Source organism: Pseudoalteromonas sp. GutCa3, assembly GCF_002836155.1.
GTDB lineage: Bacteria > Pseudomonadota > Gammaproteobacteria > Enterobacterales > Alteromonadaceae > Pseudoalteromonas > Pseudoalteromonas arctica.
In genome coordinates, this window is the sequence record NZ_PJBK01000016.1 from 72633 (window position 1) to 89049 (window position 16417).

The 16417-nt window shown below is 39.1% G+C and carries 10 protein-coding genes and 9 tRNA genes; 11 read left to right on the plus strand and 8 right to left on the minus strand.

Going from position 1 to position 16417, the window contains the following annotated elements; translation table 11 throughout:
• Position 1 precedes the first annotated feature (1 nt).
• The 9 genes from CXF64_RS02095 to msrB all read left to right on the plus strand — a co-directional run bounded on the left by CXF64_RS02095 (position 2) and on the right by msrB (position 11687).
• Entirely contained in the window at positions 2–862 is an 861-nt protein-coding gene (locus CXF64_RS02095) for an efflux RND transporter periplasmic adaptor subunit (RefSeq protein WP_101216161.1), read from the plus strand.
• A gap of 10 nt (positions 863–872) precedes the next feature.
• Positions 873–2909, plus strand: coding sequence for an FUSC family protein (locus tag CXF64_RS02100; RefSeq protein WP_101216162.1), 2037 nt, complete (start codon positions 873–875; stop codon positions 2907–2909).
• 76 nt (positions 2910–2985) lie between these two features.
• A complete protein-coding gene (locus CXF64_RS02105) occupies positions 2986–3717 on the plus strand; it encodes an RNA methyltransferase (protein ID WP_101216163.1) in 732 nt (243 codons plus the stop codon).
• Positions 3718–3785: 68 nt separating this feature from the next.
• Positions 3786–7187 carry a chromosome segregation SMC family protein gene (locus CXF64_RS02110; RefSeq protein ID WP_101164112.1) on the plus strand — a complete coding sequence of 1134 codons (3402 nt, stop codon included), beginning with the start codon at positions 3786–3788 and terminating at the stop codon, positions 7185–7187.
• A gap of 73 nt (positions 7188–7260) precedes the next feature.
• The gene (gene zipA / locus CXF64_RS02115) at positions 7261–8028 is read left to right on the plus strand and encodes a cell division protein ZipA (RefSeq protein ID WP_007584012.1); all 768 of its coding nucleotides are present in this window, start codon (positions 7261–7263) and stop codon (positions 8026–8028) included.
• Positions 8029–8108: 80 nt separating this feature from the next.
• Entirely contained in the window at positions 8109–10127 is a 2019-nt protein-coding gene (ligA, locus tag CXF64_RS02120; RefSeq protein ID WP_024591595.1) for an NAD-dependent DNA ligase LigA, read from the plus strand.
• Between the two features lie 10 nt (positions 10128–10137).
• On the plus strand, positions 10138–10656 hold the full coding sequence (locus CXF64_RS02125) for a DUF2919 domain-containing protein (RefSeq protein ID WP_007584017.1): 519 nt from the start codon (positions 10138–10140) through the stop codon (positions 10654–10656).
• A gap of 2 nt (positions 10657–10658) precedes the next feature.
• Positions 10659–11099, plus strand: coding sequence for a hypothetical protein (locus tag CXF64_RS02130; protein ID WP_024591594.1), 441 nt, complete (start codon positions 10659–10661; stop codon positions 11097–11099).
• A 147-nt stretch (positions 11100–11246) separates the two neighbouring features.
• Entirely contained in the window at positions 11247–11687 is a 441-nt protein-coding gene (msrB, locus tag CXF64_RS02135; protein WP_101216164.1) for a peptide-methionine (R)-S-oxide reductase MsrB, read from the plus strand.
• A gap of 4 nt (positions 11688–11691) precedes the next feature.
• Here the strand turns inward: msrB and CXF64_RS02140 are convergent, their stop codons facing one another.
• From CXF64_RS02140 to CXF64_RS02175, 8 genes are all read right to left on the minus strand, one after another.
• A complete protein-coding gene (locus CXF64_RS02140; RefSeq protein ID WP_024591593.1) occupies positions 11692–13338 on the minus strand; it encodes a tetratricopeptide repeat-containing response regulator in 1647 nt (548 codons plus the stop codon).
• A gap of 523 nt (positions 13339–13861) precedes the next feature.
• Positions 13862–13937 (minus strand) — tRNA-Val (locus CXF64_RS02145).
• A 62-nt stretch (positions 13938–13999) separates the two neighbouring features.
• Positions 14000–14075 (minus strand) — tRNA-Val (locus CXF64_RS02150).
• A 32-nt stretch (positions 14076–14107) separates the two neighbouring features.
• A tRNA-Val gene (locus CXF64_RS02155) sits at positions 14108–14183 on the minus strand.
• Positions 14184–14231: 48 nt separating this feature from the next.
• A tRNA-Val gene (locus tag CXF64_RS02160) sits at positions 14232–14307 on the minus strand.
• A gap of 153 nt (positions 14308–14460) precedes the next feature.
• Positions 14461–14536: transfer RNA gene (locus CXF64_RS02165), tRNA-Val, on the minus strand.
• 49 nt (positions 14537–14585) lie between these two features.
• Positions 14586–14661 (minus strand) — tRNA-Val (locus CXF64_RS02170).
• Positions 14662–14814: 153 nt separating this feature from the next.
• Positions 14815–14890, minus strand: a tRNA-Val gene (locus tag CXF64_RS02175).
• A gap of 1170 nt (positions 14891–16060) precedes the next feature.
• Between CXF64_RS02175 and CXF64_RS02180 the strand changes: the two genes are divergently transcribed.
• Both CXF64_RS02180 and CXF64_RS02185 read left to right on the plus strand, forming a co-directional pair.
• Positions 16061–16136: transfer RNA gene (locus tag CXF64_RS02180), tRNA-Ala, on the plus strand.
• A gap of 37 nt (positions 16137–16173) precedes the next feature.
• Positions 16174–16249 (plus strand) — tRNA-Glu (locus tag CXF64_RS02185).
• Positions 16250–16417: the final 168 nt, after the last annotated feature.

The window sequence follows — 16417 nt, forward strand, 5'->3', positions numbered from 1 at the left end:
AATGATTAAATATCTGCGTATTACTTTTACTATCTTGGTTGTTATAGCCGCTGTATTTGCTGGGCGCTGGGTTTGGACTGACTACATGCATACTCCTTGGACGCGCGACGGTCGCATTCGAGCAGACATAGTGACAGTTGCACCAGACGTATCGGGCTGGGTTACTACTTTAAACATTAAAGATGGTCAAAACGTACAAAAAGGCGAAGTACTTTTTAATGTTGATCAAAAGCGTTACCAAGCAGCGCTTGATAAAAGTAAAGCCAATACAGAAAATACGCTATATACATGGGAGCTTGCTAAACATAAATACGAAAGACGTGTTGAGCTAAACACTCAACAGGCAATAAGTGAAGAAACGCTAGAATCAACACGTATCAATACTAAAATTGCTGAGGCAAATTATAACCTAGCTAAAACAGAGCAAACAATTGCGCAATTAAATGTTGATAGAACTAAAATTGTTGCGCCTGCATCGGGGCAAATAATTAATCTGAATTTACGCCAAGGTAACTATGTAGCTCAAGGCACACCTGTGTTTGCTATCGTGCAGTCAGATTCATTTTACGTAACGGGTTACTTTGAAGAGAGTAAAATACCGCTTATTTATCCTGATCAAAAAGCTAAAATAGCGCTTTTAAGCGGTGGTAAGCAATTAACGGGGCACGTAGTGAGTGTAGGTAAAGCAATTGCAAATACGAATACACAAAGTAACGGGCAGCTTTTACCACAAGTACAACAAACATTTAATTGGGTACGTTTATCGCAACGTATTCCTGTTGATATTAAGTTAGATTCATTGTCCGAAGATACACAGTTAAGCGCAGGAATGACCGCCACAATACATCTCGCTACACGTTAAGGGGAATATAGTGGGCGTTGTATTACAAAATTTGTTTTTTCCTAAAAAACAGGCAATTATTTTTGCGACTAAGGGCGTTATAGCCATGGTAATGGCGCTTACTATTGCTATGTGGCTTAATCTTGAAAGACCTTATTGGGCGTTAGTCTCGGCTATATTTTTGCAATTACGCCCGCAAAGCGGATTGGTTATTGAAAAAGCAATTTGCCAAATAATAGGCACCATAGTGGGTGGTTTATTTGGCATATTGCTTTTAACTCAGTTAATTCTCTACCCTTATTTAGCGCTCGGTGCATTGGCATTATGGTTGGGGGTAAACTCTGCGTTATCGGCAATGGTACGCCAAGCAAACTTTGTTTATGCGTTTGCTATGGCAGGTGTAACAGCCGCTATTATTGTACTTTTAGTCATGGTTACTCCGGCAATGGTGAGCAGCCAAAGCATATTTGATATTGCACAAGCGCGCGTGAGTGAAATAGTAATAGGCTCAATATGTGCAGGCCTTGTGAGCCATTTGTTTTGGCCTGTAAAAGTTAAACACTTACTGCAAGTACAAGCGCGGTCGGTTATAAACCAAACGTTAGATTATTTAGTAACTGAGCTTGATTCTAAAGGCTCGCACGAAAATCGCCATCAGCAAATAGATGGCATTATGGCAACATTAGGATCAATAAACGAAGACTCCAGCGCAGTAAGGTACGAAGGGCCAAAAGGTCCAGGGCGCTCACGTGCTGCAAATCAATTGTCGCAAAAAGTACTTTCTTTACTGGCTTCAATTCAAATAATTGGTCGCCTGCAACGAAACCACGCAGACCTTATTACTCCCACATTAGACAAATTAATAAGTAAACTTAAACACGTATTCGCGCAAATTAAAGAATCTGACGATTTTGATTACTGCGCCGAACAAGTTAAAACGCTGCGTAAAGAGCTAACCGACTATAGAGCAAATACGGTGTGTGATTCGCCATTTGAATCTCACATGCTCAATGTAAGCTTAGAAGTGGCAGCCGACTTAACAATTTTACTACGGGCATACAGAGCTTTAGAACAACGCGATAAAACATTATTAAATGCACCCAGTATGCTTACATATCGCGACCCATTAGCTGGCATTATTGTTGGATTTAGAACTGCTTTGGTGTTTTCTATCGGCGCATTTATTTGGATTAATACAGGTTCTTCAGCTGCATTATTAATTATGATATTACCGGTCATATTTTCGATAATGCTGTCGAGAATACCCTTGGCTATTTTACAGGTTGTAATTAAACGTTTATTGGCAGGTATAATTGTTGCTACTTTTGTAACTATTTTTTATGCGTTAAATTTACTGTCGCAAAGTGGAGGGCAATTAGAAATATTATTGCTTGTATTAGCTGGTCCGTATTTTTTGGGTTTGCTGTTACTCGCTGATCAACAAACGCTGCCATACGGCTTAGGGTTTTGTATTCCATTTACTATTTTGGTTAGACCCAGCACAGATATGAGCCTTGCGTTTTCAATTGATTATACACTCAGCTCTGCAATCGCTATTTTTGCTGGCGTGAGTATTTTATTTTGGATTTTTCAGTTATTTACAGGGCCAAGTGTTCAGTTACTTGTTCATCGTGTTTTTAAGGCTACCTATAAAGATTTACTCGAAATAAATACCCATCAAACTCCGAGTATTTGGTACAACCGCCGCATGGCAGATAGGTTAATCCGTTTAACTAATTACGATCAAGGTTCACACTCACGCGCTATTACCGATATGGCTCTTACCGGTCTAAACTTAGGGCATGCTTCAGTGCGATTAAACTCAATTTGCGAAAACCTTGCTGGTGACACAAAGCTAAAATACTTAAATGAGTGGCAACGCACGTTGGCTGATGCATTTATGCTGGCTACCAAAGGTAAGTTTGATGAAAACTTTAAACAAGCGTCTGATAATCTTTATAACGAATTAGCCGAATCTGTTGGTGATTCAAACCAATTAGAGGCAATAAAAGGGATGTTTATTCGCATTAATCTGACCTTTGAAAGAAGTGCTAGCAAGATAAATTAACCCTATTCGCTGCTTTTCGAGTTCAGATGTTATAACGAAATCTGTTATACTTAATGGACAATTTTATGGGGCTGTTATGATTTCAAAAAACCAACTCAAACTTATTCGCCAACTTGGCCAAAAAAAGTACCGAAAGCAATATAATCAATACCTTGTACAGGGTGAAAAAAACGTACTTGAGTTATTAAACAGCCCATTAAATGCGGTTAATATTTTTGCTACAAACGAATTTATAAATGCGTACCAAGGTGAGTATCAGCACGCTAATTTTATTGAAGCAGATGAAGAGACTCTCACTAAAGCGAGTACATTAGTGAGCAATAATGCAGCCATTGCTATTGTTGATATGCCAAACGCAGAGCTACCTAAAGGCAATGGCTTAATACTCGCGCTTGATGGCGTGTCAGACCCAGGTAATTTAGGCACAATAATTAGAGTGGCTGATTGGTACGGTATTAAACATATAGTAACCAGCACCGACAGCGCTGATGCGTATAACCCTAAAACAATTAGCGCCACAATGGGCTCATTTGTAAGGGTATCGGTAAGCCAAGTAGATTTACCTGATTACTTACAGTCTTTAAATTTACCTGTTTACGGTGCTTTTTTAGATGGACAAAGTGTACATAAAACCCAATTTACGGGCTCAGGCGTTTTACTAATGGGCAGTGAGTCGCATGGTATACGCGAGACATGTGCAAATTTAGTGACCAATAAAATCACTATTCCCGCTTTTGGTGGAGCAGAGTCGCTAAATGTGGCAATGGCAACCGGTATTATTTTAGATAACTTTAAACGACAAGCTTAATCTATTAGTAAATTATGGGTTAAATTGTTTATGACAAATAACAATAATAAATTGGTAATAACAATAAGATGCGCTTAAGCACTATTAAATTAGCGGGCTTTAAATCGTTTGTAGAGCCCACTAAAATTCCATTTCCTGATCAAATGACGTGTGTTGTAGGCCCTAATGGCTGTGGCAAATCTAACGTTATTGATGCAGTACGATGGGTGCTAGGTGAAAGCTCTGCTAAAAACCTGCGTGGCGATGCCATGACCGACGTTATTTTTAATGGCTCAACTAATCGTAAAGCCATATCACAAGCTTCTGTAGAGCTTGTTTTTGATAACGATAAAGGTAGTCCTTCAAACACATTTGCCGACAGAAACCAAATTGCCATTAAACGCTTAGTAACGCGCGACGGGCTATCGCTGTACTTTTTAAATGGCAGTAAATGCCGTAAGCGTGATATTACCGATATATTTTTAGGTACAGGTCTTGGTCCGCGTAGTTACGCAATTATTGAGCAAGGGATGATCTCGCGCTTAATAGAAAGTAAACCACAAGAATTACGCGTATTTTTAGAAGAAGCTGCTGGTGTTTCTAAATACAAAGAGCGCCGCCGCGAAACACAAACACGCATTAAAAGCACCCGCGAAAACCTTGAGCGTTTGTTAGATGTGCGTAAAGAGCTGCAAAGCCAGTTAGATAAATTGGCTGTGCAGTCGGTTGATGCAAAAAAATACCGCGAGTTAAAAGCGCAAGAGCGAACGTTAAAAGGGCAAATTGCGGTTTTAAAATGGCAAAAGTTACATCAGCAACAACTTGAAAAAAGTACTCTAATTAAAAAACTGAACGATCAAATTTCGTTTTTTAAAACTGCTAACTCAGGGCATGACGATGTACTTGCAAGCTTAGAAGGGCAAGTACAAGCTCAGCAAGATAAACTAAGCGATGCACAACATCAGCAACATGTAATACACACCGAGCTTACCCGCGCTGAGCAACAGCAAATAAATGTAAAGCAACAAACTCAAACGCTTAAACAAAATTTAATTAAATTACAGCAACGCCAAACCCATAGCACTGAAGTTAAAACGCAGCAGCAAATTGTGTGCGAGCAACTAAATGAAACCCTGCAAGAGGCAAGTGAAAACGCGTTAATGTGCGAAGAGCAAGTAAGGAAGTTAACGCATGAGCTTGAGGAATTATTAGCACTGAAGCAGCGCCACAATACACACTGGCAAACTTTGTGTGAGCAACAGCAGCAACTTAATAATAATGCGCAACTGCATAGCAGTCACATTAAACAAACTCAGCAGCAAATAAGCCACGTTAACGAGCAAATTGATCAGTTAAATGCGCAGCTTACTGACTTACAAAGTAGCGATGTAGAACAACAATTAACGCAGCAAACACAGCAAACACAAACATTAACCCAAGAACTTGCCGCTAAACAAACAGCGCACACGCAGTGCAGTGCTAAGCTTGAAGTGCAAAATGAGCGTGTTAATAACTCACAAAAGCAATATTCGACGCTTACTCAAACAATAAATGAGTTAAAAGCCAGTATAACGGGGCTTAAAAGTACATTAGGGCTTGATGAAGAAAGTGAAAGTACTAATGGTTTGTTTAATCAGCTAAGTGTTAAAGAAGGCTTTGAGCCCTTAATAGAGCAAGCACTTAAATCGCTAGAGCACTTAAATGTAAGTGAGCAGCAAGCTGATAATAGTGTGTGGCCAATTAGTGGTAAGCACATTGCTGAAAATAGCTTAGCGGCATTCATAACAAGCGGCGTGTACCCAGATCATTTAACGCGCATTGCTTATAGCGAGAGCGGTGATCTAACGCTCTTAAAAGATGCTTATTATACAGCCGTTATGGATAAAAACGGTGCTTTATATGGTCGTAACTGGCATGTAAGTGCCGATCGAAATGCCGAAAACTCATTGCTTTTAAAACATAAGCAGTTGCAGGATAAAGCTCAGCAGTTAACCAATGCCGAGGATGAGCTAAAACAAGTAACACACACTCGTGATGAACATACAGCTGATCAAATAAAGTTAATTAACGAGCAAAGCGAGCTAAAAGAAGCCATACATGAGCTTGCGCAAAATATAGCAGTAGCCGGTACACGCAGCGATATGCTTAAACAGCAAGTAGCGCACTTTAAGCTGCAACTAGAAAAGCTACAGCAACAAAAACAGCAATTAACCACCCAGCTTTTGCAATTAAATACCGTGCTTGATGAGCAAACAGAGCAATTTGAAGTGTTAAATGAGCAGCAACTCAACTTAACGGATGAGTTAGACGCTGCAAATAGCCTGCGCTCACAAAGTGATAAAAGTTATAGCGAAGCATTAAGCATGCTTGAGCAATATAAAACGCAAGCGCATAAGGCAACGCTCTCAGAGCAAAAGGCACGCAGTGAATGGCAGTTAAGCCAAACCAAATTGAGCCATGCAGAGCAAGAGCACGTTAGTGCATCTGAAGGTGCACAAGAATTACTCAATGAAATAGAAGAACTGCTTATACCAGAGCAAGAGCTTAGCGATAAAATAACGCAGTTTTTAGTACAGCATCAAAAAGGTGAGCAGGCCCTGGTAATGCTACAAAAAGAATTAGCTCACGCTAAAGAAAGTTTAAATAGCAAGCAAGCAAGTCTTAAAAACTCACAAGGTGAGCTGGTGGGCTTGCAAGAGCAGCATCAAAAGCTAACAATTGAAGAGCAAAGCTTACTAATAAAAGCGCAAGTTGCGCTCGAACCATTAGAAGAGCTAAAGCAAAGCTTAAAAGCAATACTTGATGAATTACCTGATTCATTGAATTTAAGTGCAGCGCAAAATCAGTTAACCGGATTTACTAATCAGTTAGATAAATTAGGTGCAGTAAACTTAGCGGCAATAGAAGAGTTTGATTTAGCTAAAGCTCGTAGTGATTATCTTGATAATCAATTAGATGATTTAACAAAAGCGTTAAGTACCCTTGAAGGTGCAATTCGTAAAATTGATAGTGAGACCAAAACACGCTTTAAAGCGACGTTCGATCAAGTTAACGAAGACTTTGCAGAGCTATTTCCTAAAGTTTTTGGTGGTGGTAGTGCGTATTTAGAATTAACCAGTGACGATTTACTCGAAAGTGGTGTTAGTATAATGGCACGACCACCGGGTAAGAAAAATTCAACAATTCATTTGTTAAGTGGTGGAGAAAAAGCGCTGACCGCATTATCATTAGTGTTTTCTATATTCAGGCTCAATCCAGCTCCTTTCTGTATGCTGGACGAAGTAGATGCACCATTGGATGATGCCAACGTTGTGCGTTTTTGCCGTTTGGTTGAAGAAATGTCACAATCAGTGCAGTTTATTTATATTAGTCATAATAAAATTGCGATGGAAATGGCTGGTAGATTAACCGGTGTTACTATGGCAGAACCTGGCGTATCGCGTATGGTTGCTGTAGATATAGAGCAGGCTGTGCAACTTGCACATGCATAAATTTTTATAACAAGTGTATTATTTTTAATTAATATACAGGTTTTAGGCATATCAAATAATAAAAGGTGAGGGGATGGCCGAACAATTAAGATGGGTTTTAATCATTATCAGTGTAGTTGTCATTGGTGGTTTATTAATACATGGATTGTGGTCTGTGAGAAAAAAAGACCGCCCAGAAGTATCTGATAACGAGCGGGTTGAACCATTACAAGAAAGCGCATCAGCTTCATCTAAACCGTTTCGAACTGAGGCTGAGCCAAAAGAGCCAATGCAAAACGAACGTGATGAGCCACAGTTTGGCGAGCTTAACTTTGATGCAAATGAGCCGCAAATAGATACAAGCGTGCCAGAAGTGCCGATTGAAGATGACCTAGAAATAGTTGATGACCTAGAAGCAAAAGAGCAAAGCGCTGAAGAAGCACCTGCCCAAATGTCTGACTTTGTTATTGTACATATTCAAATGCCAGAAGAGCTTAGTATGCAGGGCAGTAAATTATTGCCAGCAGTTAACACTTTAGGTTTTAAATATTCTGAGGAAGGCTTTTTTAATCGCCATTTAGATCCGGCTGGTCAAGGCCCTGTTTTATTTAGATTAGTAAATATGTACAACCCAGGTACGTTTGATATTGATAATATGGAACAGTTTAGTACCGCAGGGGTAAGCTTATTTATGACGTTACCGTGCGACGGCGATGGTCTAGCTGCATTTAATATGTTGCACAGCGCAGCTAAAAAGTTAGCGGATGAATTTGGTGCGCAAATTTTAGATGCTGAGCGAAATGAAATGACAGTAGATCGCGTAAGACAATATGTTGAGCAGGTTCGTTCTTTTTCAGCGTAAATAACGCATATATTATATTTTTATAAGCCACTGGACGGTGAATCGTCAAAGTGGCTTTTTTTATGTTTATTGAGGTTTAAATGTCTAGCAGCATTAGTGAGCAAGTTAATCATCTTCGTACTACATTAGAGCAACACAACTATAATTATTATGTGCTCGACACCCCCAGTATTCCTGATTCTGAATACGATAGGTTATTACGCGAACTAAGCGCACTTGAAACCGAGCATCCTGAATTTTTAACCGCCGACTCACCTACACAAAAAGTAGGCGGTGCAGCACTTAGTAAATTTGAACAAGTAGCGCACCAAGTACCCATGCTCTCACTTGATAACGCCTTTAGTGAAGAAGAATTCACTGCGTTTAATCGCCGTATAAAAGAGCGTTTAATGAGTACTGATGAGCTTACTTTTTGTTGTGAGCCAAAACTTGATGGTTTAGCTGTATCAATTATTTATCGTGATGGTGTGCTTGTACAAGCAGCGACTCGAGGTGATGGTTTTACCGGTGAAAACATTACTCAAAATGTAAAAACAATTCGTAATGTACCGCTTAAGTTACGTGGCGATTATCCGAAAGAGCTTGAAGTGCGCGGCGAAGTATTTATGGATAGCGCAGGTTTTGACAAACTAAATACTGAAGCAGAAAAGCGTGGCGATAAAGTATTTGTTAACCCACGTAATGCAGCAGCCGGTAGCTTACGACAACTCGACTCTAAAATTACCGCTAAGCGCCCACTCATGTTTTACGCATATAGCACTGGGCTTGTTGCCGATGGCAATATTCCCCAGGATCATTATCAGCAATTAGAAAAGTTGACTGATTGGGGTTTACCTCTGTGCCCAGAAACAAAATTAGTTGAAGGTCCAAAAGCCGCGCTTGAGTACTACAGCGATATTTTAACGCGCCGTAGCTCACTTAAATACGAAATTGATGGCGTAGTAATTAAAATAAATGAAAAAGCCTTACAAGAGCGCTTAGGCTTTGTAGCTCGCGCACCTCGTTGGGCTATTGCGTATAAATTTCCGGCACAAGAGGAAATAACCCAACTACTTGATGTTGATTTTCAAGTCGGTCGTACTGGCGCCATTACACCTGTTGCACGTTTGAAGCCTGTTTTTGTGGGTGGCGTTACCGTATCAAATGCAACACTGCATAACAGTGATGAAGTTGCACGTTTAGGTGTAAAAGTGGGGGATACGGTTATTATTCGCCGTGCAGGTGATGTAATCCCACAAATAACACAAGTTGTACTTGAACGCAGACCTGATGATGCCAGAGATATTGAATTCCCGACGACTTGCCCAATCTGTGATTCTCATGTTGAAAAGGTTGAAGGCGAAGCTGTAGCCCGTTGTACGGGTGGACTTGTATGTCCTGCACAGCGTAAGCAAGCTATTAAGCACTTTGCTTCGCGCAAAGCGCTGGATATAGATGGTCTTGGCGATAAGATTGTTGATCAGTTAGTCGATAGAGAACTTATAAAAACGCCTGCTGATTTGTTTATTTTAAAACAGGGGCATTTTGAGTCACTTGAACGTATGGGACCTAAGTCAGCTAAAAACTTAGTAACAGCACTTGAAGAGGCTAAAGGCACTACGCTTGCTAAGTTTTTATATTCATTAGGTATTCGAGAAGCCGGGGAGGCGACAGCACAAAATTTAGCTAATCACTTTCTAACCCTTGAAAATGTAATAAATGCCAGCATTGATAGTTTAACGCAAGTAAGTGATGTAGGCGAAATAGTAGCTGCTCATGTTCGTGGCTTTTTTGATGAAGAACATAATTTAGCAGTTGTTAATGCGCTGATAGATCAAGGTGTAAACTGGCCAGCGTTGAGCGCACCTTCTGAGGAAGAACAGCCGCTCGCTGGGCTTACATATGTACTTACAGGTACACTTAATACACTTAATCGCAATGATGCAAAAGCACGATTACAACAACTTGGTGCCAAGGTGTCTGGTAGCGTATCGGCTAAAACAGATGCGTTAGTGGCGGGTGAAAAAGCAGGTTCAAAACTAACAAAGGCACAAGACCTAGGCATAGACATACTAACTGAAGATGAATTAATTGAGTTGCTTATAAAGCATAACGGTTAGGAAAATGACAATGAGCCGATATGGGCCAGAATACTGGGATAAGTACGGAAGTTACCGTACGCCTATTGCATTTCATTTAAGTGTGCTTGTGCTATTACGCAGTTATTTTATTTGGGTTATTGCGGCTTTAAGCCGCAGGCCTGAACTAGATTTAATGTCATTATTTTTTAAAAATAAAAATGATTTTTTTATCGCAATAACGATTGGAAGTATTGCAATAATACCGACTATTTTATTTTGTTTACGCAGACCACGAGATTCACACAGTGCAAGCAACAGGTTAGCAAGAATATGGCGACATATGCGCTGGCCTCTTATTTTATGTGCAGTTGTTGATTTAACATGGTTAAGTGTTCAAGCAGCGCATAGCCATTATCGATTTTCATCATTTTTAGCAGTACAAATGATGATTGTTTTATGGGTATTATGGTATTTGGTGAAAAGCCGCTATTTAACTGTTTTCTTTAATGATTGGCCTGAGCCGACAGAAAAGGCATCAGAAGAAAAAAAGCGACTTAAAAGGGATTAGTTGTGGACGCCGTAAATAGAAAAATAGCGATAGCTATATCGATAATAGGCTTTGTGCTTATTATTTTAATGATTAGCACTGAGCTTTTAGAGTTTATGTGGTTTAAAGCGTTATTTGGGTTATGGGTATTTGTTTTTTGCTCAAGCGTTTATCGGTTAACGCCTTTATTTAAATCAAGAAACAGGTTAGAGGATTTTATTCAGCGAGACGCCCAACACTTATTACTTTTTAGTTTGATGGGATTTTTTGATAAAAAGCACGGTCCAGATTGGTTAGTTATTGAGAGTATTGAACGTATAACGACAAAGGATGATGGGCTAATAATTTACAGTAATAACGAGCGCCAAATGAGTGTTAGTTTACCTGTAAAAAAAGCAGAGCTAGATAGTTTTATTAAACGAATACTTACCGACTCAGAAAAACAAAATATTACCTTTAGCTAAGAAAATTACCTTTAAGATTGAACGAGTTTTAGTCTTAAACGGTCAACACTCCTTAGCTGATCTTTAGTGTATTAAATAACGTAATAATTAGCCGTACTTTTTATGACTTTATAAAGTATAGCTAATCAACTATTCAATGAGGCTATTATGTTGAAGTGGAATGATGTTATTAACTTTGCCACCAATGGCAATCCTACCCCAAGTAAAAAAGTAGTCAAAACTGACGAGCAGTGGCGGATTCAACTATCAGAAGATGAATATTACGTAACACGTAAAAAGGGAACAGAGCGCCCAGGTAGTTCGGGTAGTTGTACATTACTCGAACCTGGCAAGTATGTGTGTATTTGCTGTGATAATCTATTGTTTGATGCTGATGAGAAGTTTGATAGTGGTACTGGTTGGCCGTCATTTACGCAACCTGCGACAATTGAAGCGATTGGCTATGTAAGCGATACAAGTCATGGTATGGAGCGCATAGAGGTGGTTTGTAACGTGTGCGATTCGCACTTAGGCCATATTTTTCCAGATGGTCCATTACCAACGGGTTTACGTTATTGCGTTAATGCCGCATCAATGAAAAAGCTCTAATGTTTTATTTACTAGCGCTTTGAATATCTAAATTCATTTCTTTTGCTATGTGCAAAATCTTATCTAAACGCTGCGTCTGATCTGCTTGTAATTTAGTTTTATCAAGAAGGGCGTAGCACCTTCTAGCAAGATCCATATTAAATGAGCTGCCAGATTGCTTAGTTGAATCAAATAGGCACTGTAATAAATTAAGTGCGATACTTTGATTACGAGGCATGACTCTAAACGCCTGTGTAAAAGCTTCCAACGCAGTATTTAATTGGCCTTTATTAAATTGACTAACGGCATGGTTATTAAGCTCTTTTGGACCCATTTTAATATCGCGTCGCTCACTTTGTTGCTGCTGAATATAACGCAAGTAAGTTGTATCGCTAACTGCGGGATGTCTTTCACAGTGGCTAATTATTTGTGTGAATAAGGTTTGCGCCTTTTGATGAAACCCCAGTTCATGAAATGCTTTTGCTTTATCAAGTGCGCCATCAACCGATCGGATATGAGTATCGTCATCATCAAGTTGTTCAATTAGCTTTTTCGCTTTTTGATGCTCGTCTTTTAAGTAATGGAGTCGTGCATTAAGTACATCAATTTGAGCTTGATTTGTATTATTAGGAAACTGTTTTTTTAAATCATTAATGTACTGATTGGTTTGCCTAGAAATTCGTTGAATTTGATCGGTTTGATCAGTCGTTAGCGCAAAGTCGATACCTGCACGTGCTGCATTCAAATATACATCGGGGTGGTCGTGTATTGAGTGTTTTGCAAAGGTGGCTATATCTTTTTGAGTTAAATAGCTTTTTTCGTAGTCGTGATTAATTAGCGACACATTACTTAGCGATTTTTGGCGTGTGATATTTCGCGGTGCAATTTCTGCAGCTTGGCTTAAAAAGCTTTGTGCTAGCTCAAATTGATTTAGCTTTATTTCTAATCTGCCCAACAAATCAAGGGCTACTAAACGAGTTTCTTGGCGCTCTAACATTGTTTTGAGCATTCGCTGCGCCAAAATATGTTCGTTATTCGCTATAAGTGCTTCTACTAAGCCTACTTTTGCCCAAGCAAATTTTTGAATGTCGAGAACAGACTTAAAAAAGTCTTTCGCATCTTGAGCGCGCTTTAAGCGAAGTAAGGCATCACCTTTTAAGCGAAGTAGGATAGGGCTGTAATTATTATTTTTTTTATCCAGAGCGGTATCAATAAACTTAATAGCTTTTGAATCGTTACCATCATCAATTAATGAATACACTGTTTGTAAGTCGTGTTTACGCTTTAGGATTCGTTCAATGCGTATTTTAAGCTCTTGTACTGTAAAAGGTTTAACTAAAAAGTCATCAGGTTGCAGCTCAAGAACACTATGAACGAGTGAGCCACTTGTTTCTGCTGAGATAAAAATAAAGCCAGTCGAGCTTTTTATGAGTTGCTTTACACGTAACTCTTCATAAAGCTGGTAGCCATCTTGGTGTTTATTTAAGTTGAATGAGCAAACGATTAGATCAAATTCTTCACTTAAACACTGCTCTTTTGCAGAATTTGCATGATCAGCAAAGCGCAACTGCCGAAAGCCAAGCCTTTCTAACGATTGTTTCATATAGCTTTGAGCAAGTGGCTGCTCCTCTACTATAAGTATTTTGGCTTTTGAATAGATCTTAGTTGGCATTGGCTTAAGCGTAATTGTATTTAACACAGACTATAATCAACAGTTTAACTCCTTACAAGGGAATTTAAATGATAGCTGTATTTATTAGGTACTTAACTTTGCCTAATACGTTTATCTAACTACGAAGGTACTGAGCCGAATAACATAATTAAAAACTAAATAAGTAAAATTGATAACGCTATATTTGATGAGTGCTTTGATATGGAAATTTAGATTTTAATAAAAATATGAAATGTATTTAAGGTAAAAAGAGGAGTTAAACGTATTTAATATGGGAAAAGAGTTATTACTAGAGAAGTTGTCATTTAAAGAGTTGTCTGATGGTATTTATATGTGGTGGGTGATTACTTGGCTTGATACTAGTGACCCTCGCCATTATTTGTAAAGGGTGGCGATGCTCTTTTTCTTACGGCTAAGTTAATTACATACGATTTATATATTGAGTTTTTATAAAGTTCTTAAATGTATTTAATATGCGAAGAAAGAGTTATTACTAGAGAGGTTGTCTGATGGTATTTATATGTGGTGGGTGATACTGGACTTGAACCAGTGACCCTCGCCTTGTAAGGGCGATGCTCTCCCAACTGAGCTAATCACCCACATATAATAGGTATGCCTGTTATTTAATTCTTTATTATCAAATTAACCGCTTGATGTAATTTGGTGGGTGATACTGGACTTGAACCAGTGACCCTCGCCTTGTAAGGGCGATGCTCTCCCAACTGAGCTAATCACCCAAATTACATTTTAATATGCACCATTCTAGGAATGGTGGGTCGTACTGGACTTGAACCAGTGACCCTCGCCTTGTAAGGGCGATGCTCTCCCAACTGAGCTAACGACCCATATTAAATTTTAAAACGCGACTATTGATATAATAATAGGTTTATATGTGGTGGGTGATACTGGACTTGAACCAGTGACCCTCGCCTTGTAAGGGCGATGCTCTCCCAACTGAGCTAATCACCCACATATAAATTAAAACGCTACTATTGAAATAAATAGTACTGGACTTTAACCAGTGAACCTCGCCGTTACTTGTAAATAGCGGTAATGTTCTCTTTTTTCTAACTGAGCTAACGACCCATTTAGATTTTCTTGTAATATGCACCATTCTAAGAATGGTGGGTCGTACTGGACTTGAACCAGTGACCCTCGCCTTGTAAGGGCGATGCTCTCCCAACTGAGCTAACGACCCATATTACAATTTTAAAACACGACTATTATAAAATAATAGGTTTTATATGTGGTGGGTGATACTGGACTTGAACCAGTGACCCTCGCCTTGTAAGGGCGATGCTCTCCCAACTGAGCTAATCACCCACATATAAATTAAAACGCTACTATTAAAATAAATAGTACTGGACTTTAACCAGTGAACTTCGCCGTTACTTGTAAGTAGCGGTAATGCTCTCTATTTTCTAATTGAGCTTAGGACCCATATAGAATTTAGATGTGAACACTTTAATTAAAAAGTGGTGGGTGATACTGGACTTGAACCAGTGACCCTCGCCTTGTAAGGGCGATGCTCTCCCAACTGAGCTAATCACCCACATCTAAACAACATTGCATTGCTGCGTTGTTGTGGGGCGCTATTATAGATAGAGTTGGAAATGTGTCAACACTTGAATGATAAAAATGTGCTGAATGAAGGTTTTATAAACAATAGGATATGGTTGAAGTCTATTTTATCATCAAATTTGATATTGCAGTTCAATTAAGCACCTAATAAGCTCCTAAAAGTGAGTAGGGAATTGTATTTTATTAATCTTAAATTTAGCTTCACGATACTTATTGTTTTTTTTTACTGGAGTCGTTTTTATGATTATGAGCAAGATGGATTAATATTAGGGCGAGTTATTTAGTGAATAGAGCGGTCCTTTAAAAATGAATTTAATCTAAACTTCCCAAAACAAATGCTATTTTCAGCATTCTAAACTCTATTTTTGTACTTACTTTATTTTTATAAGCCAACCTAGCCAAATCGTAAATACTCATACTTCACTAATAGCCTTCGGATTAAGACTAAATAGATCACATATAACTAGTGTGTGTTGACCTTTGTGGATTGAACCCAAAGGGCAGCGCATGTTTGGACTTTATGCGGCGTTATCGCCTATTCATGGGTAATAACCACACTACATAGGCTCTGCCTTGCCTAAAAACCAAACATACTGCTGCAAATTCACCCACCAAAGATCAACACGCCCTGAAGTTTTGTACATAGCATTACGAAGCTACAATGCTCTTTAAAAAATGTTCTTCAAACAATAATCGAGTTTTTTAGTACGAGTTACGCTGGTTATTAAGCAAGTAAAGGCAGTGGGCACTCTCAAATCCACATTTAAGTTTTGGTTATTATAAGCAATTGTAACTTTTAAAAGATTAAGGCGATTGGCGGGGCCTTAATTGGTAGTTTTTAGATAAGTTCAATTTGCATATAAATGTATACCTTTGCTTTGATGCAATTTTGTTGCATTAAATAGGGGAGTAGGGTGTTGTTAAGTATTCGCTGCGATATAGTGATGTTATTATAAGCAGTAGGGCTAGAATCTTATTCAAATTGTATTTTTTAGCACGCTTGATAGCCAGTTTGTTGAAAATTAAACCATTTAAATAAAGCTAGGTAAAAAACTGTTGACTTTATTTTGGGTGGTGCATAGAATGCGCCCCGCACTAAGCGATACACGATGTGTTTATCACGACGGGTATTGATTAAGTTGGGGCCATAGCTCAGCTGGGAGAGCGCTTCGCTGGCAGTGAAGAGGTCTGCGGTTCGATCCCGCATGGCTCCACCAAAAATTAGTGTTTTGTCCTAGGGTAGCAGTTTTCTGTGTCCCCATCGTCTAGAGGCCTAGGACACCGCCCTTTCACGGCGGTAACAGGGGTTCGAATCCCCTTGGGGACGCCACTTAACTTTTATTAGTTAAAGGCGGTTTTACCGAGAAAATAGCGTCACAATTAAAGCTCGAGTCTTTACTTGTATTAAACGCAATTACCTTAAAGCTCATGATGTGAGTTAAACTTATCAACTGTCCTAGTGACACATTTATGTGTCCCCATCGTCTAGAGGCCTAGG

What these genes read in the sequence shown, in the direction of transcription:
- zipA (WP_007584012.1), top strand. Translation starts at nt 7,261, where the DNA reads ATGGCCGAACAATTAAGATGGGTTTTAATCATTATCAGTGTAGTTGTC.
- CXF64_RS02140 (WP_024591593.1), bottom strand. Translation starts at nt 13,338, where the DNA reads ATGCCAACTAAGATCTATTCAAAAGCCAAAATACTTATAGTAGAGGAG.
- CXF64_RS02105 (WP_101216163.1), top strand. Translation starts at nt 2,986, where the DNA reads ATGATTTCAAAAAACCAACTCAAACTTATTCGCCAACTTGGCCAAAAA.
- CXF64_RS02095 (WP_101216161.1), top strand. Translation starts at nt 2, where the DNA reads ATGATTAAATATCTGCGTATTACTTTTACTATCTTGGTTGTTATAGCC.
- ligA (WP_024591595.1), top strand. Translation starts at nt 8,109, where the DNA reads ATGTCTAGCAGCATTAGTGAGCAAGTTAATCATCTTCGTACTACATTA.
- CXF64_RS02125 (WP_007584017.1), top strand. Translation starts at nt 10,138, where the DNA reads ATGAGCCGATATGGGCCAGAATACTGGGATAAGTACGGAAGTTACCGT.
- CXF64_RS02110 (WP_101164112.1), top strand. Translation starts at nt 3,786, where the DNA reads ATGCGCTTAAGCACTATTAAATTAGCGGGCTTTAAATCGTTTGTAGAG.
- msrB (WP_101216164.1), top strand. Translation starts at nt 11,247, where the DNA reads ATGTTGAAGTGGAATGATGTTATTAACTTTGCCACCAATGGCAATCCT.